Below are 23,410 nucleotides of genomic sequence, written 5' to 3'. Positions count from 1 at the left end.
TATAAATACACAGGGGATCGACGTGAAAGACGCGTCAACGTCGTCGGAGACCGTAGAGGAAAGCGGCCCGACGCTGCACCGCGGTTTACAGAACCGACATATCCAACTTATCGCCCTTGGCGGCGCCATCGGTACCGGCCTGTTTCTCGGCATCGGGCCAGCGATTCAAATGGCGGGACCGGCGGTCCTGCTCGGCTATGCCGTCGCCGGCATCGTCGCCTTTTTGATCATGCGCCAGCTTGGCGAAATGGTCGTTGAAGAGCCGGTTTCTGGCTCCTTTGCCCACTTTGCCTATAAATACTGGGGCCCGTTCGCCGGTTTTCTTTCCGGCTGGAACTACTGGGTAATGTTCGTGCTGGTGGGGATGGCGGAGCTGACCGCCGCCGGCATCTATATGCAGTACTGGCTGCCGGACGTGCCGACGTGGATCTGGGCCGCCGCTTTCTTCCTCATTATCAACGCCGTGAACCTCGTAAACGTTCGCCTTTACGGCGAAGCGGAGTTCTGGTTCGCGCTGATTAAGGTGCTGGCGATTATCGGCATGATTGGCTTTGGCCTGTGGATGCTGTTCGGCGGCCACGGCGGAAGTAAAGCGGGAATCGATAACCTGTGGAAACACGGCGGTTTCTTCGCCACCGGCTGGCACGGCCTGATTATGTCGCTGGCGGTCATTATGTTCTCCTTCGGCGGACTGGAGCTTATTGGCATTACTGCCGCAGAAGCGCAGAACCCGGAAAAGAGCATCCCGAAAGCGGTTAACCAAGTGGTATACCGTATTCTGTTGTTTTATATCGGTTCGCTGGTGGTTCTGCTGGCGCTCTATCCGTGGGTGGAAATCCAATCCGACAGCAGCCCGTTCGTAATGATCTTCCATAATCTTGACAGCAACGTGGTGGCTTCTGCGCTGAACTTTGTGATTCTGGTGGCTTCATTGTCGGTTTATAACAGCGGCGTGTACTCCAACAGCCGGATGCTGTTTGGACTGTCGGTGCAGGGCAACGCGCCGAAGTTTCTCGCCCGCGTCAGCAAGCGCGGCGTGCCGGTCAACTCCCTGCTGCTTTCCGGGATTATTACCTCCCTGGTGGTGGTGCTTAACTATCTGCTGCCGCAGAAAGCCCTCGGCCTGCTGATGGCGCTGGTGGTGGCGACGCTGCTGTTGAACTGGATCATGATCTGCCTGGCGCACCTGAAATTCCGCGCCGCCCAACGGCGCAAGGGGCGCGAGCCGAAGTTTAAAGCTCTGCTGTCGCCCGCCAGTAACTATATCTGTATCGCCTTTCTGGCGCTGATCCTGGTGCTGATGTGCACCATCGACGGGATGCGTCTGTCGGCGATTCTGCTGCCGGTGTGGATCCTGTTCCTGTTTGCGGCCTTTAAAACCCTGCGCCGGACGGCGTAGCGCGCGATCGCCCCGCCGTCCGGCGGGGTATCTTCCACTTTTATTGTGATCTTCTTCGCGCTTAGCGTATTTTGCTCGCGATCTTCTTTTTGTAATCGATTACTTTTTATTTGAGCGTATTTGTAATCGATTACTTTTTTGAGGGCGGTCGAAATGGTCACAACAACCGAAGGTCGTGAAAGTCCCCGCGTAGCCCACCGTTTTCTGGTGCCGCGGCTGTCGTTAATGATGTTTATGCAGTTCTTTATCTGGGGTAGCTGGTCGGTGACGCTGGGGCTGGTGATGACCCGCTATGAGATGTCGCTGCTGATCGGCGATGCTTTCTCCGCCGGGCCGATTGCGTCTATTCTCTCGCCGTTTGTGCTGGGCATGCTGGTCGATCGCTTTTTCGCTTCGCAGAAGGTGATGGCGGTGATGCATCTGGCCGGCGCGGTGATTCTATGGTTTGTCCCGCAGGCGCTGGTGGCGCAAAACGGCGCGCTGCTGATTGGCCTGCTGTTCGGCTATACCCTGTGCTATATGCCGACGCTGGCGCTGACCAATAACATCGCTTTCCATAGCCTGGCGAACGTCGATAAAACCTTCCCGGTGGTGCGCGTCTTCGGCACCATCGGCTGGATCATCGCCGGTATCTTTATCGGCGTGACGGGGATTTCCGATACCACAGGAATTTTCTCTGTTGCGGCGCTCTGTTCGGTGGCGCTGGCCGTTTATAGCCTGACGCTGCCGCACACGCCGGCCCCGGCGAAAGGGACCCCGGTCCAGTTTCGCGACCTGCTGTGCGCCGACGCCTTCGCGCTGCTGAAAACGCGTCACTTCCTGATTTTCTCCCTCTGCGCGACGCTGATTTCGATTCCGCTGGGGACCTATTACGCCTACACCGCGTCTTATCTTGCGGATGCCGGTATCGCGGACGTCAGCACCGCAATGTCTTTCGGTCAGATGTCAGAAATCTTCTTTATGCTGGTGATCCCGCTGCTGTTCCGCCGTCTCGGGGTGAAATACATGCTGCTGATCGGCATGGCGGCGTGGTTTGTACGCTATGCCTTCTTTGCGCTGGGCGTCAGCGAAGAGGGACGGTTCCTGCTTTATCTCGGCATCCTGCTGCACGGCGTCTGCTACGACTTTTTCTTTGTTGTCGGCTTTATCTACACCGATCGCGTGGCCGGTGAAAAGGTGAAGGGCCAGGCGCAGAGCATGATTGTGATGTTCACCTACGGTATCGGCATGCTGTTGGGATCGCAGATTTCCGGCGCGCTGTATAACCACCTGGTGGCAGGCCAGAGCGTACCGCAGGCGTGGGTCGCCTTCTGGTGGATCCCGGCGGTGGCCGCAGCGGTCATCGCCCTGATTTTCCTTTTCTCTTTCCAGTACAACGAGAAAGAGTCGCGTTAATTTTTCAGGAGGTGGTATGAAAACAATCAAGGGGCCGGGCATTTTTCTGGCGCAGTTTATCGGTTCGCAGGCGCCGTTTAATACCCTGGAGGGCCTGGCGCAGTGGGCTGCCGGTTTGGGCTATCAGGCATTACAGATCCCCTGCAACCATCCGGCGATTTTCGATGTTGAACGCGCCGCCGCCAGCCAGACCTACTGCGATGAGGTGAGCGGCAAGCTGGCGGAGCATGGCCTGGCGATCGGCGAGCTGTCCACCCATCTTGAGGGTCAGCTGGTGGCCGTTCACCCGGCTTATGATACGGCCTTTGACGCCTTTGCGCCCGCCGCGCTGCGCGGTAACCCGCAGGCGCGCCAGCAGTGGGCGGTAGAGAAAGTGCGCCAGGCGGCGGTGGCCTCTGCGCGTCTGGGGCTGAAAGCGCATGCCACCTTTTCCGGGGCGCTGGCGTGGCCTTATTTTTATCCGTGGCCGCCGCATAATCAGCCGCTTCTCGATGAGGCCTTTGATGAGCTGGCCCGGCGCTGGCGACCGCTGCTGGACGTTTTCGACGAACAGGGCGTGGATCTCTGCTACGAAATCCATCCCGGCGAAGATCTGCATGATGGCGTCACCTTTGAGCGTTTTCTGCAGCGCCTCGATAACCACCCGCGCTGCAACATACTCTATGATCCCAGCCACCTTCATCTTCAGCAGATGGATTACCTGGCCTTTATCGATATCTACCACGCGCGAATCAAAGCGTTTCATGTCAAAGACGCCGAATTCCGCCGCGACGGGCGCAGCGGGGTCTACGGCGGCTATCAGAACTGGCCGCAGCGGGCGGGGCGCTTTCGTTCGCTGGGCGACGGGCAGATCGATTTCAAAACGATTTTCAGCAAGCTCACCGAGTATGATTTTGACGGCTGGGCGGTGCTGGAGTGGGAGTGCTGCCTGAAGGACGCGGAGGTTGGCGCGCGCGAAGGCAGCGAGTTTATCCGCCGCCATATCATCCCGGTCTCCGGGCGGGCGTTTGATGATTTCGCCGCGGGCAAGGAGGGGAGAGAATGATCCAGGTCGGCATTATTGGTTCCGGGTTTATCGGGCCGGCGCACCTGGAGGCGCTGCGCCGGGTGGGGGATATCGAGGTGGTGGCGCTGTGCGACGGTAGCCTCGAGATGGCGCAGCAGAAGGCGCGTCAGCTCAACGTGGCGCACGCCTACGGCAGCGTCGAGGCGCTGCTGGCCCACCCCGGATTGCAGGTGGTGCATAACTGTACGCCGAACCACCTGCACGCGCGGATTAACCGCCAGATCCTCTCCGCCGGTCTGCACGTTTTTTCAGAAAAACCGCTCTGCATGACCGCGGAAGAAGCGCGTGAGCTGGTGGCGCTGGCGGAGGATGCCGGCGTGGTCCACGGGGTTAGCTTTGTCTATCGCCAGTTCGCCATGGTGCAGCAGGCGGCGGCGATGGTGCGCAACGGCGACGTCGGGAGGCTGTTTGCGGCGCATGGCAGCTATTTGCAGGACTGGATGCTGCTGGAAACCGACTATAACTGGCGGGTTGATTCAGCGCAGGGCGGCGCCTCGCGGGCGGTGGCCGACATTGGCTCCCACTGGTGCGATACGGTGCAGTTTATGACCGGTCGCCGCATTGTCGAGGTGATGGCGGATCTCTCTATCGTCTGGCCGACGCGTAAGGCGCCCGTCGCCGGGGATGCGACCTTTAGCCAGCATCGCGATAATGGCGCGTATGAGGCGCGGCCCGTCGACACCGAAGATTTGGGGTCGGTACTGTTCCGTTTTGATGACGGCAGTAAGGGCTGTTTTACCGTTTCGCAGGTCAGCGCCGGGAGAAAAAATGGCCTGACGGTAGAGATCAACGGCAGTAACTGTTCGCTGGCATGGGAGCAGGAGGTGCCGCAGCGGCTGTGGGTAGGTCATCGCCAGCAGCCAAACCAGCTGCTGAGCGACGATCCGAGCCTGATGCTCGGCGAGGCCGCCGCCAGCGCCCATTTCCCCGGCGGGCATAACGAAGGCTGGCCCGATGCGTTTAAAAATATGATGCTCAGCTTTTATCAGGCGGTGCGCGCCGGTGAGATGCCGCCGGCGTCGTCGCGGCGTTTCGCCTCGTTCTATGAGGGGGCGGACGTGATGTACATCGTTGATGCGATAGTGAAAAGCCATCAGCAGCAGCGCTGGGTGCAGGTGGAAAGATAAGCAGAAGGCGCGGTGCGCATTTCGCGCACCCGCTGTGTTATTTCACGCCAAAATAGCCGTCGAGATAGGTCCCGGCCAGTTCATTACCAAACAGCACGGCGTCTTTATTTTCCATCTCGTTGTCCCATTTATCGCTGGCGTTACCGTTGAACGCGTGCTGGGTTTTTGTGCCCTGCGCCACCTGCTGCCTGATGGCGTCGGCAGTACGGCGGGCGTCGCTTTCGCTCATCCCCGATTTTCTGTCCTGCTGGCCGCGGGTATAGATTTCAGTAAAGTTCGGCAGATTTAAGCGGTAGTTTTCCTGACGGTTAGTGGCGAAGTTACCGCCGACGAAATCGCTGCGGTGTGAAATAAAGTAGTAAGCGTGGCGTTCCGGTGAAGATTTTGAGGAGGTACAGCCGGAAAGGGCGGCGAGCGAACAGCCGAGCGCGATAAGCGCTATTTTGAGTTTCATTGATATCATCATCCATAATTATTAGAACAGGTATACCGATCATTCGGCGACAGAACAAAACGGTTAATTATAGATGTACGGTAGCACCTGAAGACCCATGAATCCAAGGGTCTTCAGGCAGCATTTTTTAGATCTGCGCCAGCCCGCCATCAACGTAGATTTCGGCGGCGTTAATAAAGCTCGCGTCGTCTGACGCCAGAAAAGCGACGGTTTTAGCGACCTCCTCGGGCTCGCCAATGCGGCCCAGCGGGACGTCGGCGGCCAGCATATCGAAGAGCCCCTGACGCTGCTCTTCTGCGACAAGTCCTCCCAGGCCGGGCGTACGGACGGGTCCCGGGCTGACCACATTCACGCGGATACCGCGATCCTTGAGATCCAGCGCCCATGAGCGTGCCAGATTACGCACGGCGGCCTTACTGGCGCTGTACACGCTGAAGTTCGCGGTGCCTTTCACCGCCGCGGTCGAGCCGGTAAGGATGATGGAAGCCCCCAGGGTCAACAGCGGCAAGGACTTCTGGACGGTGAACAGCACGCCGCGCACGTTGGTAGCGAAAATGCGATCGAAGTGCTCTTCCGTTATGGCGCCCAGCGGCATCATATCGCCGCCGCCCGCATTGGCAAAAAGCACATCCAGTCGCCCTGATTCGCTGGCAATGGTCGAAAACACCCTATCGAGGTCGCTTAATATCGAGGCATCGGCGCGGATCCCGCTGGCGGCGGGACCGATTAACGCGACCGCCGCATCAAGCTCTTCCTGACGGCGACCGGTGATATAGACCGTCGCTCCCTGCAAGGCCAGCTCCCGGGCTGATGCCAGGCCGATGCCCGAGGTGCCGCCGGTGACTAACGCGATTTTTGCCGAAAGTTTTTTACTCATGATGCACTTCCTTAACTAAAGTATGAATATGCCAATTGAGTCATCCACTTACCGTGACCACCTGGCGACTGAGTACGGGAGTCACTCTACCGTCAGCCACGGATGCAAAAAACGGAGTAATGTGAAAAACACTCTTCACGCCGGTGAATAATCAGCGACTGCTATCAGGAACAGCGAATAATGGATCGGTTTTCAGCCCTTAAAGTTTTTACGCGCGTTGTTGAAGCCAACAGCTTTACTCGGGCCGCAGACTCCCTGAATATGCCCAATGCCAGCCTTAGTAAAGCGATTCAACAGCTTGAATCGCATCTGGGCGTGTGCTTGCTACAGCGCACGACCCGGCGCATTACCGTCACGCCGGAAGGGCGCGAGTACTATGAAAAAGCGGTGCGGATTCTGAAAGAGCTGGATGAGGTGGATGCCTCATTTCGCGCTTCCCGCAATAAGCCAAAGGGCCATCTGCGCGTCGCGGTAGGCGGATCCACCGCTCGCGATGTGCTGATCCCGCTGTTGGCTGATTTTATGGCGACTTATCCGGATATCCGCATCGATCTGGCGGTCGCTGACAGCCCATCTGACCTTATCAGCGGCAATATCGACTGCGCGATCAGAGGCGGGCCGCTGGACGACTCGACGCTGATCGCGCGCAAAATCGGCGAAGCGACGATCGTGACCTGCGCCACGCCGGGCTATTTCAGGCTTTATGGTGTTCCCGCGTATCCCGATGAGCTGAAGAACGGACATCGACTGGTCAGCTATTTATCTCCCGCCAGCGGAAGAGCCTTCCCGTTCCGCTTTCTGGCTAACGGCATCGCGCAAGAGATTAAAACGGAACATCACCTTGGCATAAATGAGAGCAACGCGCATATTGCGGCTGCGGAGGCTGGGCTGGGTATTGTGCAGACCTTCTCATATTCGCTGAGAAATGCGCTGGCGAACGGATTACTGGTGGAAATATTGAACAAATGGCGTCCGGCTCCTTATCCCTTTCACGTGGTTTATGCGCAGAATCGCCATGTCACTTCCCGGCTGCGCGTATTTATCGACTGGCTGGCGGAGACATTCCCGGCGGCGGTGAATGGGTCATTGCCCACAAGAAGCAAAGAATGATGATAGCCTGCGAATTTTATGTATTGCGTGATGATAAATTTAGTCACAAAAAAATATTATGCTCGCTTCGACTAAGGAAATCAGGTCAGATATGTTTTGATATATAGAATATGATATAGTTAAATTATAGGAGATTCTATTAAAATATTTAATAAGATCTGTTAACGTTATTTTCCCTAAGGTCTGGAAGTATAAATTAGTCTTTTGTTTTCTATGTTTATAGTAAATATAATAGCAGCAGGAATTTTTGTTTATAGTATGTTTGATATTCCGTCTGTATCTTTTCGAAAATATTTTTAGCCACTCAAGAGGTAAGCGTAATGCCGGCAGGTGACCATGAGATTAAATGTATGGCGTGTGGTTTAAACTGCCCTATTGAAGCAGAAGATAAAATTGAACGTTCGCATTGTGGAGAGAGGAAATTTTCTGTATGGCCAGATAAAAACTATTTTTTCAAACGTGCGGTAAATGATCTTGTATTTCGTGAAATTACCTGTTTCCTGCCTGAAGGAATGGTGGTAGTGGATTTCTCTCTCGACAATATTTTGTATTTTCTGCATGAGGGATGGGCTGAAAAATTGCAGGAGACCGGGCTGAAAGTTATTTTGCTCGCGGATAAGAGCATGCTACCCATGGCTAATTTTTGGATGTTGCGTTCCGGATTATTATGGTCGGTGGTAGAGGTCAACGATGGCTTAACCAGCTTAATCAAGAAAATAAAACGCATCATGCTGGGGCGAAATCTTCGCTGCCGGCGCACACCGTCGTTGACGGAGCATGAAATGAAGACGCTGCGCCTGCTGGCAGATGGGCACTCCAGTCAGGATATCGCCCGCATCATGGCGTGCGATACCCGCAGCGTCTACCGCTTTCAATACTCTTTATGCAAAAAGTTTGGCGGGCTCAACCGCCTGCGCGAGCTGCGCTTCAGGCATAATATCCCCGCTCTGGATTAGCGGCGGTTAGCCCGGCGAATTCATAAAACAGCCCTTTCCTAACTGATGATAGCGGCCTAATGCGACAATGTATTTCCTGTTGCTAGTCTTCGCCTCGGGGCCTGTCCAGCTCTCCCCTGGCAGCATATAAAATTGCGTTGAACTTTCATCGTCACCATCGCAGCCTTTCTGCAGAATGACTCTAAAATAGGTATTGCCAGTATTTTTAATGGTGCCTGTGGCTTCATTAATTTCATACTGGAATCGCGTCTTACGCGGGCGCACGATGAGAATTGTGCTCATCGATACCGAAGGGACAACATTCAGTTTTTTCTGATCCTGACGCCAGGGGAAAACCGTGACGGGCGTCTCCTTAAAGATCACCCGATAATAGCGCTCAACGTCATCTTTAGGCCCACGGTAATAGAGCTTAAAATATTCCTGACCTTTGGCCTGCACGGTGAACTGCAGCGGCGACCAGACCAGATCTTTATCCTGACCGGGCACCGGTCGCTCATTACCGTTGCCCGGCCGGGAGATTTTGTAAGCCGAAATGGTATATAAGTTAGTGCTTTTTGTATCGTTGACCAGCGGCCGGGAGATAAAATCTTTGCTGGCATCCATATCATAAATGATGGAATCAAAGTACACTGCGGAAGCGGGCTGAATACACAGCCCGCATAATCCGATGACAAGGATTTTTTGCATCACACCCCCCGGTCCACGCCGACCCACGTGGCGGTCACTTTTACATCGCCGGTGGCGCTGACGGTCCCCATCCAGTCATGACCATTGGTGGTGAATTGTGAATGTGGGTCATCCATCGGAAACAGCAGTTTCAGCGTGGTGGTAAAAAAGAAACCATCGTTGACGTTGGCGTTCCAGGCCGTCTGTACCCAAACGGCGTTGGTCATATCGACAGGCGCTTCGCCGCAGCTGTTGCGGACTTTTACCGCTTTACCGGTAGCGGATGTCCATTCGAGGTAGGCCGGGACCGGTACTTTTAGCGTCTCGTCCGCTGAGGTAAACAGGCAGAACGGCAAGCCATACATGTTGACGGAGTCGCCAATCACCTGGGCGGTAATACTGTCGGCCTGACGCGACGCGGAGGTGGTGACTTTATACTCAAAGGTGATGGGCTCTTCGCTACCGATTTTGCCGGATGCTTTGGGATGAGAAGTCCCGTCGCTGGCGACAATGCTAATCCCGTATTCCCGTGGGATGATGTTAATTAATGTTGATGGCGTGAACTGATAATAACCCGATTGTGGCGTGACGGAGTTATCAAAATAGAAGGTAAACAGAGCATCCTTGTTGGTTAAATCCGTTCCTGCCTTGAGGACTTTTTGGAAAAAGGCGTTGGACAGGAATACGTAAACGTACTCGCCTGACGGTTTGAAAACCTTGTTATAGGTGCTGACCGTACCAAAATTGGTCCAGCTTGCCCCATCACCGCTGTACTTTACGTCAGACGTAGAAGGAGAAAATCCCAGCATCGCCGTGTCGATCACCATCCGGAAATCAAGTAAGGTGGTGAGAGTTTTAGTCTCCTGAAAACTGTAAGACACCATTTTACAGATGATCCCCGAAGCACTCCCGACCACACCCATTTGACACAAATCAGAGCCGAGGTTAACGCTTGGCGTGCCATCGCTGGCAATCCACACTTCTGCCAGAGCACCGGTACTGTTTAACTTCAGATGCGAGACCTTTTCGAGGTTGAACGTGTAGTAGCGCCATGTTCCCCCGCTGGGGAGGTCTTTACAGCGAACGCCGGAGGCAAAGTCATAATCGGTATTGGAATTCATGTAGCAAAGATTAAGCTGCAAAGAATCGATGGTCCCCACCGGCCGATCGCGAAAATACTCATAGGCCGACTGGCTCAGCGCTCCGGCGCCGTAATAACCGTTTGCTACGGTGTTGCCGGACATCGCATGATAGTAGCCGTCTTTATCGATGACATCGGGAGAAATATAGCCAGACGCCGGGCAGCTTGAGCCCGTAGACATGCAGCGGATCCCGAGAAATGGCTGGTTAATGGGCGAATTCTCGATCCACAGGTCGAAGTAGCGGTTGGCGTAAGCCCAGCCGATGTAGGTTATATATCCCAGGCTACGCTGGTTAGTCGGATATTTTGTCCAGACGTTGGCTCCGGTGAAGCGCGGGTCGAGGGAGCTGGTGGTGATGAAATATTCGTCATCAACATCATTGTCGATAAACATATAGGAGTTGCTGCCGCTTCCGCTGTTACTGGGGGTGAGCGCCATAGCCGGCGCAGCCAGCAGCCAGCCGGCCAGCAGCATGATGCTCTGGGGTTTAATAGACATTCTTAACATCTCCAGTCACTGATGCCGTTTGTTGTTGGATCTCACAAGGAATCTCCCCGACCCATACGGCGCCTTTCGCTTCACTCAGATCCAGATCCACTTCGCAAATGCCGCCGAATTTATCGACCAGGGTAATCACTGGATAACGCTTATCGACGTCCATGGCGAACTCACCGAGTTCGTCGGTTCGGGTTTTACCAATGTGGTTATGAATATCGGCGTTGGCGTAGTAACCGCCGCGACGGTCTTTCACCCGGCCAAATACGGTGACCAGCTGTTTGACTTCCGGATTAATCACGCTGACGTTGCCCGGATAGAGCACGACTTTGCTGCGGCGGTCGGTCACGATGTCGACGCTGTCTTCTGAGTTTTTGTCGTTCATCAGCTCCACCTTATATTCCGCGTAAGGCGGAAGGCTGATGAAGTTGCTTTTGCCGGTGAGGGGATAGCTTTGACCGTTGATCTGCGCCATCATCCGGCCCTTGCCGTTGAAATTGGTGTTGACCACCAGGCCTGCGGTTTGGGTACCTTTTCCGGCATAGATATTTTTTTCCGTCCAGGCTACGCTGCCCTGCGAACTCAGGCTGTAGTTTGAACTGTGCTGCGATGAGCGGCTAACGGAGACGGTGCCAGCGTTATATTTGGTGTCATAGCTAACGTAACCATTGGCGGCGTAATCGTCGGAACGATAGCGGCTATCGTCATTTTTATTCTGTTTAATCTGCTTCGAAACCGATGCCCCAACCTGAGTAATGGCGCTGTTGTCAAAGCTTTTGCGCAGCGTGGCGTTCGCCAGCATGTTTCCGTTCTGGCTGGACACCCCGGTGCTGAGCCAGGTAGAGAAGGGGATAGAGACGTCAATATTGACGTACTTATCGCGCAGATTTTCATGGTTGTTGTACTGATAGTTCTGAATACCGGCGCGTAGCGTGACGGTTGCGTAGCGATTAGCTAACAGCGATTGATCGTAATCGACGTTGGTATAGGTGCTCCCGGTATATTTGTTATTGGTGCGGCTGACGCTCAGCGTACCGAGGAACGGCGCGATTTTGCGCAGGTTAGCGTTGGCGCCGACGGTCACGTAGTCGTTTTGCTGCATCGGTAGCGCGTTACCGATGGAACTGTACTGGCGCGACCCCCACAGGTTGCCATACCCGTCCGGTAAACTCATGTTGAAGGTGGAGGTACTCTGCCAGCTGCCGTCGGTAGCGAGCAGCCCCTGCTGGTTAAAGCTGAACGCGTTGTTGAAAATCACGTTCGCTTCCGTTTCATTGACGCCGTAATTGTCAAAACCGTAGAGCGTGGTTTTCAGATTCACGCCGGAAAGCCAGGGTTGGCTGGTTGCAGCGGCGACCCCGGCTATCCACGTATTCCGTGTGCCATAATTGATGTTGTATTTATGGCGATAGTCCATCTTGTTGTATTCGAGGCTGCCCGCGAAAGTTTGCCACGAGAGATCGCCGGTCACGCTCGATTTCCGGGCGAACGTTTTATTGATGTTCGCCGTCCGGCTGCTGACCACGCGCCCGTTAACGACCACCTGTATATCAACGTTGTAGATGCCAAACGGCAGGCGTGACGTATCGAGCTCGTAGCTACCCATCGAGAAGTTTTGAATGCTGAGCAGTTTGCCGTCACGATAAACGTGAACTTCGCCGGCGGCCGGCAGGAACACCGTTACGGGCACCAGAGCAAGCGTATTGTCCTGCGTTTGGGAACTGCTTTTATTGCCATAGCTGATGCCGTAAATGCGGCTGGAGTTCAGGGCGCTCATGCTGGCGATCGATTGCAGATTCCAGGTATCCACCATCCCCATTGCGAAGCGGCGTCCCTGATAGTCACGTTCGTACATCGAGCGATACAGTTTACCCTGCTGGTTGCCGGTACCAATCCCGTAGAGGGAACCGTTAAAATTCAGATGGTGCTCCCGCAGCGACCAGGTATTGTCCAGCGTCAGATAGCTGCTGGCGCTATCGGTATTCTCATATTTGTTGTAATAGCTCCCCATCGAGTAATTCAGCACGCTCGAGAGATTCTGAGCAGTGGATTCCCCAAGCATATTGGTACGCGGCAAAATAGCGGCCTGCATGGCTGCCCGGTTAACCGTCAGCTCAAGATAAAAGGAACGCGTATCGAGTGAGAGAGAGGCGTCTTTGTTGATATAAACGCGCTGACCGTCGCCGATGCTTTTGTCCTGCATGTCGTTGAGCAATGATTTTATCTGAGGTGATAATTCGGTTCGTTCCGGCAGATCGCTGAGCGCGATCTGGTTCAGGCGAAACTCATTATCCTTGATGGTAAGGATGGCATCAGCGATTTTTTGCTGGCTGCGTTGGGTACTATTATCGCCTTCATAACGAATAAAAACAGGGACCGACATGCCCTGATATAACGCGTTAGCAAATACCGAAGGAATAACATAGTTACTGACTTTAACTGGCGCTGTGGCATTAGCTGCCCAACCCTGGTTTACCGTAATCAATAACCCAGCGAACAACGTCCCTTTGACATAACCAAGATTATCCATAATATTACTCAGTTTACATTTATATATTGCTCACCGTGCCATATTCCAATTCGTGTTTTTTTGTTGGTGAGATCGGTATGCTTTATTTTTACGCTGATACCAGGCATGACATAATAGCGTTCACGACAGCCTTTCCCCTCATCCTTCGCTTTATCACGACAGGGTCCGTAGGAGATAACGCGGAATGAAGCGTTACCGGTATTGGTTACCGTGTCATTATCGCGACGATAGTCAAATCTTTCTTCACGCGGCGCGACCACCAGAATCGTACCAATAATGGCCGAGGTCGTTGCCTCGCCCTGTTTTTTCTTTTTATTGGCTTCAAACTCGGTCACCGGCTCATCGGTCCAGGATATGCGATAATAACGTTCCTGGTTATCCTGAGGTCCTTTGTAAAAAAAACGAAAGTTCTCTTTAGCATTTCCAGGTAATATCAGACTGGCTGGTGTTGATAATAATTCCGATCTGCTCGCCATCGGGATAACCTTGCCGCCGGCCATAGGCGATGAGATACGCTCCACGCTGACGCTAACGTAACGTGCCGTATCGGTGGTATTAATGATTTCTTTTGCCAGCGTCGAGGCGTCCGGCCCCATTATTGAGGTGACGTCTCCGACATTAATGGCATGGGAGGAGGGCGTCACGGTGAATAAAAAGAGAGAGAGTAATAATGGATTCAGTTTCATGGCGCATCCTTATAAGGAGGCCGAAGCCTCCTTGTCATACCGGACAGGTGTTGGCTACACCTGATTAGATAGTCCATTCCGCATTGAACTGAACGCGAACGTCGCCGCTCCAGTAACCGTCGGTTAAATCTTTGAACTCAGCGGCGGTGCTGCCGTCAGAAGTCGCGGAGTCGATAGTGAAATCGAAGTTACCCTGAGTGCTGACGCGATCGGCGCCTGCGAAGGCGGTCGCGACTGCCAGCGCATCCAGACCCGCGGAGATGTTGTTGGCGGTATCAATCATCGTTACCGGGGTGGTTTTGTTCAGCGCGTTGCCGTTCCAGCTCACACCAACGGCCAGAGTAGAGGCGTCAGTGGTACGGCTCAGGGTGTTGCTGACGATTTGAGAGGTCAGCGTGAAGTCAGTCGCGCCAGACTGGCCCTGGATGGTGATGTCAAAAGCGCCTTTCTGGGCGTTAAACGCTTTAATCCCTTCAGCGTACTGGAAGTTCAGGGATTTCAGCGGAGTGACAACCAGCGCGCTGGTGACGTCTTTAGTTGCGCTAGCATCCCAGCTGGCAGTGGCGGAAGTGGTCACGTTAGCCATTGCACTGGTAGAGATAAGAGCCGCAGCCACAACACCCGCTAATACGATTTTTTTCATTTTAAATTTCCTGAGAATAATTAAGTTAGTTCCATTTATGGAGTTATTGCTACAAATACTGATAATGACTTTATCCAGATAGAATAATGTTTAACTTCCCTCTGCCTCCCATCTTATTCTGCAAGCTGAGCTTGATTGCGTAAATTCTCTTTTCTGCCATCTGCAATTCTTTTGCTATCTCTTTAACCGACTTCTCTGCGAGTAAATGATCGAGTACCAATACCTCTTGATCGCTAAGTTTTTGACGGTAACCTCGAGCATCTCTTTGACCGAGAAACGAAAGCTGTATTTTCTTTTCAATCTCATCTCGAGTATCGCCGGTATTGATAATCGAAATTATCTGCTGACAGCGGTGTTTCCAGTACAGCGCCAGCGGCTGCGCTAATCTGTCGGCAATCAAAATTACCCGCAAGCCTGTTTTGAGCAGATATTCAATCCATTTATTATTGGTGAATAATCTGATGTTATAGCGAGAAAAATCAACAAAAATATATCCAGAATTAGAGAAGTTGTAGTGCTTGTTAATTAAAAAACAATGCACACCATTTTTTAAATAGATATTTTTATCAGGCCATACGCAATAGTGAGTTTCAGTGCAGTTAATCGATTTTATCGTAGGTCGTGGATAGATTTCGCACTGATACTGACAGCTTATGCAGTATACCTTCTCATATTTCTGCGGAAGCATATGTCGATTTATTTCCCTATATTGTCTTACCCTATCGTTCAATGATGTGGCTATATTATGGCTAGTTAATAAATGTGACAACTTTAATTTCTGGAGAGTTATATAGATGAAAAATGTGTAAATTCTTAAGTCCAAAAATTGTCTGGATTTATACTAACCTACTATTATGAATAAGAAAAATCTTAAGATACAGAATTTTATGTCGATCTCTCTTTAAGAATAATCCATAGTTACCAGGAATTTTCTCGCTGAATCGGGGAGAATTGGTTAAAAAAAAACAGCACAATAAGTCAAAAAAAACGCTATCTCATCGCTGTTTGTTAATTTTGTGTTTTTATTTTGTTTTATTTCGTGGGGGTTATTCTGTAATGCCCTTATTTTTGTAAGGGAAAGTTGCGATATTTTGGATTGTGGGGGAAAGGATTGTCTGGCGAAATATGATCTGGCGTACAAAATGGGGCGTTTTTAAGAGCTAAAACACGTCGCAGTTTGAAGGGAGGTGAATCAGCAGGATGTGCTAAATCTTAACCGGAAGATGCGGACAAATGTTTCTTGTGGAAGTGGGGCGCTTCAGCCTGAACTGGCTCTGCCTGCAGGCCGCCGCAACGCCACCGGAACGACGGCACCATGGATTTTGGCTTGCAGACAAATGAACCAAGACTTTCGATGCGCCCCGGGCGCTTACGCCTTTTTCAGCAGAGGAAGCAGGTGATTCTCGGTAAGAGGAGCAAGCTTAATATGCCGATCCTGGCCCGGCGTATACCAGATAACTTCTTCTATTTCTGCCGTCGGTGTAAAGCTCGCTCTGTTGGTTGCTATTTGAAAGATATCCGCAGAGAGCGTATGGCCCGGCTCGTTTGCCGCCGTATCGGTGAAGCGGCCTACCGGAACCAGTTCTTCAGGTGAGACGAGGAAGTTGAGCTCCTCTTCGAGCTCGCGGATCAGCGCCGCCTCCGAGGCTTCCCCGATTTCAGGCTTTCCCCCAGGCTGCATAAAGTATTCCGTCCCTCGTTTGCGTACTAAGAGACAGCGTCCTTGACCGTCGGTGATCATTGCCGCCGCGATGTGAATATTTTTTATGGTGTTCAAGAGATACCCCAGTTATATGCCGATGACGTTCAACGGCCAGCGTACGTTTCGCCTCTCGCGAAACAACGCCGACGCTATCATGATAGCGACCTTAGCGTGCTAATCAATCCCGTCGATTCTTGCAAAACCTGCTGACGGCGCGGACGGCGCTCATTTATGATAGCCTGCGAAATATAACGTCTATGCGGGAAGTGCAGCCTCTATGTCAATTCAGAAAATCGCTCGTCTGGCGGGCGTCTCGGTGGCGACGGTATCGCGGGTATTGAATAACAGCGATACCGTGAAAGCGAAGAATCGCGAACGTGTGCTGCAGGCGATCAAAGAGAGTAACTACCAGCCGAATTTGCTGGCCCGCCAGCTGCGAACGGCCCGCAGCAATATGATTCTGGTGATGGTCTCGAATATCGCCAACCCCTTTTGCGCCGAAGTGGTCAAGGGTATTGAAGAAGAGGCGGAAAAGAACGGCTACCGGATTCTGCTGTGTAATTCCGGTTCGGATTTAGCCCGTTCCACCTCGGGCCTGCAGCTGCTTTCCGGCAAAATGGTCGACGGCATCATCACCATGAACGCGCTCTCCAGCCTGCCGGAACTGACCACCATGATCGGCGACGCGCCCTGGGTTCAGTGCGCGGAATACGCCGATAACGGCAGTATCTCCTGCGTCGGCATCAACGACGTCGACGCGGCGCAGGGCGCCGTTTCCCGGCTGGTCGACGGCGGGCGCAGACGCATTGCTTTAATCAACCACGATCTCAGCTACCGCTATTCCCGTCTGCGCGAGCGCGGCTATAAAAGCGTGCTGCACGTTCGCGAGCTGGACTATCAGCAGGTGATCTACGCCAGCGACTTAAGCGCCGCAGCCGGTACAAAGGCGATGGAGACGCTGCTGGCTCAGGAAGAGAAGCCGGATGCGGTGTTTACGGTTTCCGATTCGCTGGCGGCGGGCGCGCTGCGGGCCATTGCGCAGGCCGGGCTGCGGGTACCGGAAGATATCGCGGTGGTCGGCTTTGATGGCACCGAACTCGCTGAAGTGGTATCGCCGCAGTTGACCACCGTGGAACAGCCTTCACGCGAAATTGGCCGTACCGCCGTGACGTTATTAATGAAAAGGATCGATAATCCCGACGCCGCGGTTGAGCGGGTGATGATGGACTGGCGCGTCATTTCCCGCGCCAGTGCCTGAGGATATTACTGAGTAAACGCGCCCGCCAGCGAACGAATATCGTTGCCGGTGGGGGACTGATGGATCCGCAAGCCGAATTCGTCAACCACCGCAAATACGTGGTCGAAAATATCCGCCTGGATGCTCTCATACTCTGCCCACACTACCGTGTTGGTGAAGCAATAGATCTCAATCGGCAAACCGTTGGCGTCCGGTGCCAGCTGGCGAACCATTAGCGTCATATCTTTGCGGATGCGCGGATGATTACGCAAATATTCCTGCAAATACGCGCGGAAGGTGCCGATATTGGTCATCTTGCGCTGATTCAATATCGATTGATCGGCGGCGTTCTGCTGGTTCCACAGGCTGATTTCCTGATGACGCGAATCCATATACGGCTTCAGCAGCCGGGCCTGAATTAAGCGCTGCTGCTCCTGTTCATCGAGAAAATGAATGCTGGTGGTATCGATATTCAGGCTGCGCTTAATGCGGCGGCCGCCGGAGGCCGACATACCGCTCCAGTTTTTAAACGAGTCGGAAACCAACGACCAGGTGGGAATGGTGGTGATGGTGTTATCCCAGTTGCGCACCTTCACCGTGGTCAGCCCGATGTCGATCACCGCGCCGTCGGCGCCATATTTCGGCATCTCCAGCCAGTCGCCGAGTTTGAGCATATCGTTGGCGGAGAGCTGGATCCCAGCGACCAGGCCGAGAATCGGGTCTTTGAACACCAGCATCAGTACCGCGGCCATCGCGCCGAGGCCGCTAATCAGAATCGCCGGCGACTGGCCAATCAGTAAGGAGATGACCAGAATGCCGACAATAATCGCGCAGACCAGCTTAATTCCCTGAAATATGCCTTTAAGCGGCAGCTGAGAGGCGGTGGCGAATTTCTGCGATAAATTGAACACCACGTCCAGCAGCGAGAAGAAGGACAGCATCGCGTAGATCATCACCCACAGCTGGGCGCAGGTGGTGAGGATTTCCGCCGCCTCGCTGCCTTTTTGCAGCCACAACACCGCCTGCACGTTGACGATAATCCCCTGCAGGGTGAAGGCCAGACGATGAAACAATTTGTTCTGGGTAATAATTTGCAACCACAGGTGGCTGCTGGCCTGCGCCCGCTTTTCGAAGGTACGCAGCACCACTTTGTGCAGAATAAGGTGAACGACAATCGCCGTCAGAAAAATAATGCCGAAGATAATAATGAGTGAGGTCGTGGGGGTAATTTTGATGCCTAATGCGGCGATGTGCGATATTAATTCCTGCATAACGTCTCCTTTACATCCAGCGGTTATGATGACCGCTGGATGTCTATTATGCAAATTGCAGGTTACGCGGATGTGATTATGAGGTCGCGACCGCCGGGCGGACGTTAAGGTGGTGGCGTAGCCATAGCGCGATGGCGCCCAGTACCAGCATCATCACCACTTCCACCGCGAGGAAATCGATCAGCGCCCGCGGATAGTCGCCGCCGCTGCGCTGGGCAAGAGCTAAGAATAGCGAGCCGAGAATCGCCGGACCCAGACCCAGCGTCGCCTGTTGCAGAGTGCTGAGAATCGCGCTCCCGGCTCCGGCGTCGCAGGCGCTGATATCGCGCATCCCGATACGGTAAAAACTATTGACGATCAGGGCCTGCCCGTAGCCGATAAGCGCCGTGGACGGGACCAGCGCCAGGGTGGTGGTGTGGATACCGAGGCGATAAAAGGTCGCGCTCAGCAGCAGCAGGCCGACAATCTGCACCGCCAGACCAGTCAGCAAAATGCGTCCCATGCTGTAGCGGGCTATCAGTTTCGGCGCGTACAGCGCGGAGATGAAGTAGGCCACGCCGAGGGCGATAAAGCTGTTGCCGGACTGCCACGGCGCCATCCCCAGACCGGCCTGCATGGTCAGCGCCATGCAGAACATGAACGCGGACCAGGCGCTGAAAAAGAGCAGGGCGATGGCCATGCCAAAGCGAATGCTGGTGAGCTTCAACAGGCGAGGCGGCAAAAGCGGCTGCTCGCCGCGCTGCTGTTTGCCCAGCGCGCTGGCCCGCATCCAGACCAGCAGCGGCAGCGCCGCAGCCAGCATCAGCTGCAGCGTCCACGGCCAGTGCAGTTCCGGCCCCAGCGCCATCGGAAACAGCAGGCAGCAGAGGATCAGCGCAAGGCTAAAGGTGCCCTGCCAGTCGATGCGCGAATGCGCTTCGCGCCGCGTCTCCGGGACGTATCGCGGACTGAAGGCCAGCACCAGCAGGCAGATCGGCACGTTAATAAAGAAGGCGTTGCGCCAGCCTAAACCGGCGATATCCGCCGACACCAGCCAGCCGCCGCCCATCTGGCCGACGATAAAGGCGATACCGCCAATGCCGCCGTACAGGCTGATGGCCCGGGCGTGGGCGGTGCCTTTCAGGGTGACATGCAAGGTGGCGAGGATTTGCGGCACGATCAGCGCCGCACCGGCCCCTTGCACCACGCGCGCCGCCAGCAGCGTATTGATGGAGTTCGCCATCCCGCACAGCAGGGAGGCGACGCCAAACATCGCCACGCCCCACATAAACAGACGACGGCGGCCATAGTTGTCGCCAAGCTTGCTGCCCATCGCCAGGCAGACGGCAAAGGCGACGCCGTACAGCGCGACGATCAGCTCCAGCTGAGTGGCGCTGGCGTTAAGCGATTGGGTAATGGAGTCCAGCGCGACGTTGGCGATCGAGGTATCGATCAGCGGCAGCATCTGGCCGGTCAACAGAAGGAATAAACCGGCGCGGCCGGGTGAAACAGCAGACGAATTCATCGGATCTCTCCATTGCGTCATTCAGCGGATAGCCGTAGCATCACCGATAAATTAAACGGGTACCAGTTCCTGCTTATACTGGTATTGGTACTACCATGCTGGAGGTTTTATGACGACCATGCCGCAACGTGAAATGACCCTCGCCGCGCCCGATGACGGCCGCAAACAGCTGGGGGCGTTTCTGCGCGCCCGCCGCGAGAGCCTCGACCCGCAGCGCCTGGGATTGCCCCGCGTTGGCCGGCGGCGCACGCCGGGCCTGCGGCGGGAAGAGGTGGCGATGCTGGCGGACGTCGGCGTCACCTGGTACACCTGGCTGGAGCAGGGGCGGGAGGTCAATCCGTCGGCGGCGGTGCTGGTAGGGGTGGCGAATGCGCTGCAGTGCAGCCCGCTTGAGACCCGGCATCTGTTTGTGCTGGCCGGGCTGACTCCGCCTGAGGCCACTCAGGTGACGGTATGCGAAGGCATCAGCCCCGGCACCCGGCGGATGCTCGATAGCCTGATGCCGCAGCCCGCCAGTATTCAGAATCCCGGCTTTGATATTGTGGCCTGGAACGACAGCTTCTGCCGCCTGATGGGTATCGATTTCGCCACCATCCCGGAGGAAGATCGCAACTGCATTTATCTGTACCTGACCAATGAAACCTGGCGCAGCCGCATCGAGAATCGCGATGTGCTGGCGACGTTTGTCTCCTATTTCCGCGCGGCGATGGCGGAGCACCGCGGCGATCCGCTGTGGGAAAATAAGCTGGCGCGCTTTTTCGCCGCGTCGGCGGAGTTCGAGTCCCTCTGGCATCAGCGCTATGAGGTGCGCGGGGTGGAAAATCAGGTGAAACACTTTAACCATCCGCAGCTCGGCCGCTTCAGCCTGCAGCAGATGTACTGGTACTCGGCCCCGCGCAACGGTTCGCGCCTGCTGGTCTATTTGCCGATGGATGAAACGGGCGAGCAGGCGCTGGCGTGGCTGGATAAACATTAACGACAGGGAATGCCTATGAACGTGGTCCGAAAAGAGCAGCGCATTATTCAGCGTACGCTCAACGCCTGGCGGCCATTGGTCGCTATGCGGAGCGCATCTGGCACGTGGGGGTATCCTCGCTGCAAAATACTGCGGGCTATTCCCGGGGGCGGCGCTTGATGCGCCTTGCCCGGGCTACGGGTTCCCACAGTGTGTAATTTTGTAGCCCGGATAAGGCGACAGCGGCAATCCGGGGATTATCCTGACGTAAAAGAAAAGCAGAGAATTAAATCTCGGTAATCGTCGTCGCCTGCGGCAGGCGTGACTTCGGCAGGGCGGCGTTGAAGTCTTCGACGCTATGATGGCCGACCGGTACCACCACCAGGCTGGTGTAGCCCTGGGCTTTCAGGTCGAATTCGGCATCGAGAATCGCGAAATCGACGCCTTCAATCGGCACGGCGTCCAGACCCATGGCCGCGACGCCAAGCAGGAAGTTGCCGACGTTGAGATAAACCTGCTTCGCCATCCACTGGTCGTCGTCGTGCAGCTCTTTGCGGTGCATATCGGCAAAGAAGGTACGGCCTTTGTGGTTCGCGGCTTTGGCTTCGGCGTTCGCAAAGCGGCCGTCGGCCTCTTCCTGATCGACCACGCGCTCAAGCCAGGCGTCATCCATTGCGGTTTTGGCGCAGAAAACCACCACGTGGGAGGCATCGAGAATTTTACGTTCGTTAAACACGTAGGTGCCGCTTGCCGCTTTGGCGACGCGCGCTTTACCTGCATCGCTGCTGGCAACGATAAAGTGCCACGGCTGGGAGTTGGTGCTTGACGGGCTGTACTGCAGCAGCGTTTTCAGGTTTTCCGCCTGCTCGGCAGTCAGCTTTTTAGTGGCGTCAAATGCCTTTGTGGAGTAGCGCTTTAAGGCAACCGATACGATATCCATACTCTTCCTCACTGTTTACAACCCCTTGCGGGTGCGTTTCGTGAAGGAAGAGTACAGCGATGACGGAAAAAAGATAAGGGGCAAAAATGCGATAACACTTATCGCGCAGCGCTGAAAATCACCGCGGGCGCAGCCGCTGCTGCTCTTTTTTACTGAGTTTATCGACGATCAGGTTCCACGAATCATCGATCAGCTCCGCCAGCAGATCTACGCTGATATCTTCGCCGGGAACCACGGTGATCCAGTGCTTTTTGTTCATGTGATAGCCGGGCTCGATGCTGCGGTAAATCGCCTGATGAAGCAGTGATTTCTGCGGATCGCACTTCAGGTTAACCAGCGCGCGGCCGCGAACCGTCGCGGTCAGCATAAAAATCCGCCCGCCGACTTTAAACACATCGTACTCCGGGCCAAACGGCCAGCAGTGCTCGGTAAAGGGGAGCTCCAGCGCGATACGATGCGCGTGGTCATGCAGCGAGCGGTGGTCCATCAGCGATTGTCCTCGGCAAGCGCCTGCCACATCGCTTCAAAGCCCAGCTCGACAAAACGTACGGCGCGCTCCGGCTCGTGGCAGGCGTATTCAATGGTAGTTTCGGCCAGCGAAAGAAACAGCGCATCGCCAAAGGTGCGGTATTCTTCGGATTGAAAAACGGGCTTGATTGAACGCTGGCAGAGTTCATTGAGCTCGGGAAACATCTCTTTGACGCGGTTGCGGGTTTCGTCGGTGATCCTTTCACTCAGCGCCATCCGGCGAATCGCTTTATGCTCCATGGGATTACGCACGCCCCAGCCGATATAGCTGTTCCAGATATTGCGCGTGTTCTCTTTCGACTCGGTCTCGTTCGGGTTGAGACCGGCGATCATTGTCTTAACCAGATCCGCTTTTATGGTCAGATAAAGCTCGTTGAGCAGATCGTCCTTGGTGGCAAAGTAGCGAAACAGCGTACCCTCGGCAACCCCGGCGCTGCGGGCGATGGCGGAGGTTGAGGCGGCGATTCCCGATTGGGCAAAGGCGGCGGTTGCGGCCTCCAGTAACGCTTGCTTTTTATCTTCACTCTTAGGACGAGCCACTACACTTTACCTCACACATGATAAAACCACGATCTAAGCATGCCTGACATGGGCACTGCAACGCTGTCTGTCAAAATTTGAAAATCGTCTTGACGACTTTCAGCTTCTTCCTAATAATGAGTGCTTACTCACTCATAATCAAGCCTTATAACTAAAACCTCCAGGAAGGAGGATTTCGCCAGGTCAG

The 23,410-nt window shown here is 54.5% G+C and carries 21 protein-coding genes and 1 pseudogene; 8 read left to right on the top strand and 14 right to left on the bottom strand.

From position 1 onward, the window contains the following. The first annotated feature begins 22 nt into the window (after positions 1-22). From pheP to ACE3MN_RS19720, 4 genes are all read left to right on the top strand, one after another. Positions 23-1,399, top strand: coding sequence for a phenylalanine transporter (pheP, locus tag ACE3MN_RS19735; RefSeq protein WP_024358888.1), 1,377 nt, complete (start codon positions 23-25; stop codon positions 1,397-1,399). A 153-nt stretch (positions 1,400-1,552) separates the two neighbouring features. Continuing rightward, positions 1,553-2,794 (top strand): MFS transporter, encoded by a 1,242-nt coding sequence (locus tag ACE3MN_RS19730; protein ID WP_004135314.1) that lies wholly within the window; start codon positions 1,553-1,555, stop codon positions 2,792-2,794. 16 nt (positions 2,795-2,810) lie between these two features. Then, on the top strand, positions 2,811-3,839 hold the full coding sequence (locus ACE3MN_RS19725) for a sugar phosphate isomerase/epimerase family protein (protein ID WP_024358887.1): 1,029 nt from the start codon (positions 2,811-2,813) through the stop codon (positions 3,837-3,839). Beyond that, positions 3,836-4,987: a Gfo/Idh/MocA family protein gene (locus tag ACE3MN_RS19720; protein ID WP_024358886.1), complete on the top strand. Its 1,152-nt coding sequence runs from the start codon at positions 3,836-3,838 to the stop codon at positions 4,985-4,987. Before ACE3MN_RS19725 ends, ACE3MN_RS19720 begins: the two co-directional genes overlap by 4 nt. A 37-nt stretch (positions 4,988-5,024) precedes the next feature. Here the strand turns inward: ACE3MN_RS19720 and ACE3MN_RS19715 are convergent, their stop codons facing one another. Together ACE3MN_RS19715 and ACE3MN_RS19710 are read right to left on the bottom strand one after the other, a co-directional pair. Continuing rightward, a complete protein-coding gene (locus ACE3MN_RS19715; protein ID WP_375364144.1) occupies positions 5,025-5,441 on the bottom strand; it encodes an Exc2 family lipoprotein in 417 nt (138 codons plus the stop codon). A 127-nt stretch (positions 5,442-5,568) separates the two neighbouring features. After that, positions 5,569-6,318, bottom strand: a complete 750-nt coding sequence (locus ACE3MN_RS19710; RefSeq protein ID WP_004135321.1) for an SDR family NAD(P)-dependent oxidoreductase — start codon at positions 6,316-6,318, stop codon at positions 5,569-5,571. Between the two features lie 180 nt (positions 6,319-6,498). Here ACE3MN_RS19710 and ACE3MN_RS19705 point away from each other — a divergent pair, with 180 nt between their 5' ends. Both ACE3MN_RS19705 and ACE3MN_RS19700 read left to right on the top strand, forming a co-directional pair. After that, positions 6,499-7,428: a LysR family transcriptional regulator gene (locus tag ACE3MN_RS19705; RefSeq protein ID WP_049087499.1), complete on the top strand. Its 930-nt coding sequence runs from the start codon at positions 6,499-6,501 to the stop codon at positions 7,426-7,428. 258 nt (positions 7,429-7,686) lie between these two features. Next, positions 7,687-8,384: pseudogene (locus ACE3MN_RS19700) on the top strand (helix-turn-helix transcriptional regulator). Between the two features lie 6 nt (positions 8,385-8,390). On the opposite strand, the gene ACE3MN_RS19695 reads toward ACE3MN_RS19700, so the two are convergent. The 7 genes from ACE3MN_RS19695 to ACE3MN_RS19665 form a co-directional block, all read right to left on the bottom strand. Beyond that, complete coding sequence (locus tag ACE3MN_RS19695; protein WP_024358883.1) at positions 8,391-9,074, bottom strand: fimbria/pilus periplasmic chaperone; 684 nt, start codon at positions 9,072-9,074, stop codon at positions 8,391-8,393. Continuing rightward, positions 9,071-10,690, bottom strand: a complete 1,620-nt coding sequence (locus ACE3MN_RS19690; protein ID WP_024358882.1) for a hypothetical protein — start codon at positions 10,688-10,690, stop codon at positions 9,071-9,073. The genes ACE3MN_RS19695 and ACE3MN_RS19690 overlap by 4 nt, the downstream gene beginning before the upstream one ends. Continuing rightward, positions 10,680-13,217 carry a TcfC E-set like domain-containing protein gene (locus tag ACE3MN_RS19685; RefSeq protein WP_024358881.1) on the bottom strand — a complete coding sequence of 846 codons (2,538 nt, stop codon included), beginning with the start codon at positions 13,215-13,217 and terminating at the stop codon, positions 10,680-10,682. The genes ACE3MN_RS19690 and ACE3MN_RS19685 overlap by 11 nt, the downstream gene beginning before the upstream one ends. An 8-nt stretch (positions 13,218-13,225) precedes the next feature. Then, positions 13,226-13,903: a hypothetical protein gene (locus ACE3MN_RS19680; protein WP_049087495.1), complete on the bottom strand. Its 678-nt coding sequence runs from the start codon at positions 13,901-13,903 to the stop codon at positions 13,226-13,228. Positions 13,904-13,967: 64 nt separating this feature from the next. Next, positions 13,968-14,546 carry a common pilus major fimbrillin subunit EcpA gene (locus tag ACE3MN_RS19675; protein WP_024358879.1) on the bottom strand — a complete coding sequence of 193 codons (579 nt, stop codon included), beginning with the start codon at positions 14,544-14,546 and terminating at the stop codon, positions 13,968-13,970. A 70-nt stretch (positions 14,547-14,616) separates the two neighbouring features. Further along, positions 14,617-15,234: a LuxR C-terminal-related transcriptional regulator gene (locus tag ACE3MN_RS19670; protein ID WP_004135339.1), complete on the bottom strand. Its 618-nt coding sequence runs from the start codon at positions 15,232-15,234 to the stop codon at positions 14,617-14,619. A 681-nt stretch (positions 15,235-15,915) separates the two neighbouring features. Continuing rightward, positions 15,916-16,314, bottom strand: coding sequence for an NUDIX domain-containing protein (locus ACE3MN_RS19665; RefSeq protein WP_024358878.1), 399 nt, complete (start codon positions 16,312-16,314; stop codon positions 15,916-15,918). Between the two features lie 211 nt (positions 16,315-16,525). On the opposite strand from ACE3MN_RS19665, the gene ACE3MN_RS19660 reads away from it, so the two are divergent. Next, a complete protein-coding gene (locus tag ACE3MN_RS19660) occupies positions 16,526-17,506 on the top strand; it encodes a LacI family DNA-binding transcriptional regulator (RefSeq protein WP_064362425.1) in 981 nt (326 codons plus the stop codon). A gap of 5 nt (positions 17,507-17,511) precedes the next feature. Here ACE3MN_RS19660 and ACE3MN_RS19655 read toward each other — a convergent pair whose 3' ends face one another. Both ACE3MN_RS19655 and ACE3MN_RS19650 read right to left on the bottom strand, forming a co-directional pair. After that, entirely contained in the window at positions 17,512-18,756 is a 1,245-nt protein-coding gene (locus ACE3MN_RS19655; RefSeq protein ID WP_024358876.1) for a mechanosensitive ion channel family protein, read from the bottom strand. Between the two features lie 76 nt (positions 18,757-18,832). Next, the gene (locus ACE3MN_RS19650) at positions 18,833-20,260 is read right to left on the bottom strand and encodes an MFS transporter (protein WP_138110230.1); all 1,428 of its coding nucleotides are present in this window, start codon (positions 20,258-20,260) and stop codon (positions 18,833-18,835) included. A 109-nt stretch (positions 20,261-20,369) separates the two neighbouring features. Between ACE3MN_RS19650 and ACE3MN_RS19645 the strand changes: the two genes are divergently transcribed. Further along, positions 20,370-21,236 (top strand): helix-turn-helix transcriptional regulator, encoded by an 867-nt coding sequence (locus ACE3MN_RS19645; RefSeq protein WP_004135348.1) that lies wholly within the window; start codon positions 20,370-20,372, stop codon positions 21,234-21,236. 265 nt (positions 21,237-21,501) lie between these two features. On the opposite strand, the gene nfsB is transcribed toward ACE3MN_RS19645, so the two are convergent. The 3 genes from nfsB to ACE3MN_RS19630 form a co-directional block, all read right to left on the bottom strand. Next, positions 21,502-22,155, bottom strand: coding sequence for an oxygen-insensitive NAD(P)H nitroreductase (nfsB, locus tag ACE3MN_RS19640; protein ID WP_004135351.1), 654 nt, complete (start codon positions 22,153-22,155; stop codon positions 21,502-21,504). A gap of 118 nt (positions 22,156-22,273) precedes the next feature. Beyond that, positions 22,274-22,642, bottom strand: coding sequence for an MmcQ/YjbR family DNA-binding protein (locus ACE3MN_RS19635; protein WP_004135353.1), 369 nt, complete (start codon positions 22,640-22,642; stop codon positions 22,274-22,276). Further along, positions 22,642-23,223 carry a TetR/AcrR family transcriptional regulator gene (locus ACE3MN_RS19630; RefSeq protein ID WP_004135355.1) on the bottom strand — a complete coding sequence of 194 codons (582 nt, stop codon included), beginning with the start codon at positions 23,221-23,223 and terminating at the stop codon, positions 22,642-22,644. Before ACE3MN_RS19630 ends, ACE3MN_RS19635 begins: the two co-directional genes overlap by 1 nt. Between the last annotated feature and the right edge of the window lie 187 nt (positions 23,224-23,410).

The organism is Klebsiella grimontii (assembly GCF_042137965.1).
Classification (GTDB): domain Bacteria; phylum Pseudomonadota; class Gammaproteobacteria; order Enterobacterales; family Enterobacteriaceae; genus Klebsiella; species Klebsiella grimontii.
This window is presented reverse-complemented; position numbering and strand designations above follow the sequence as displayed.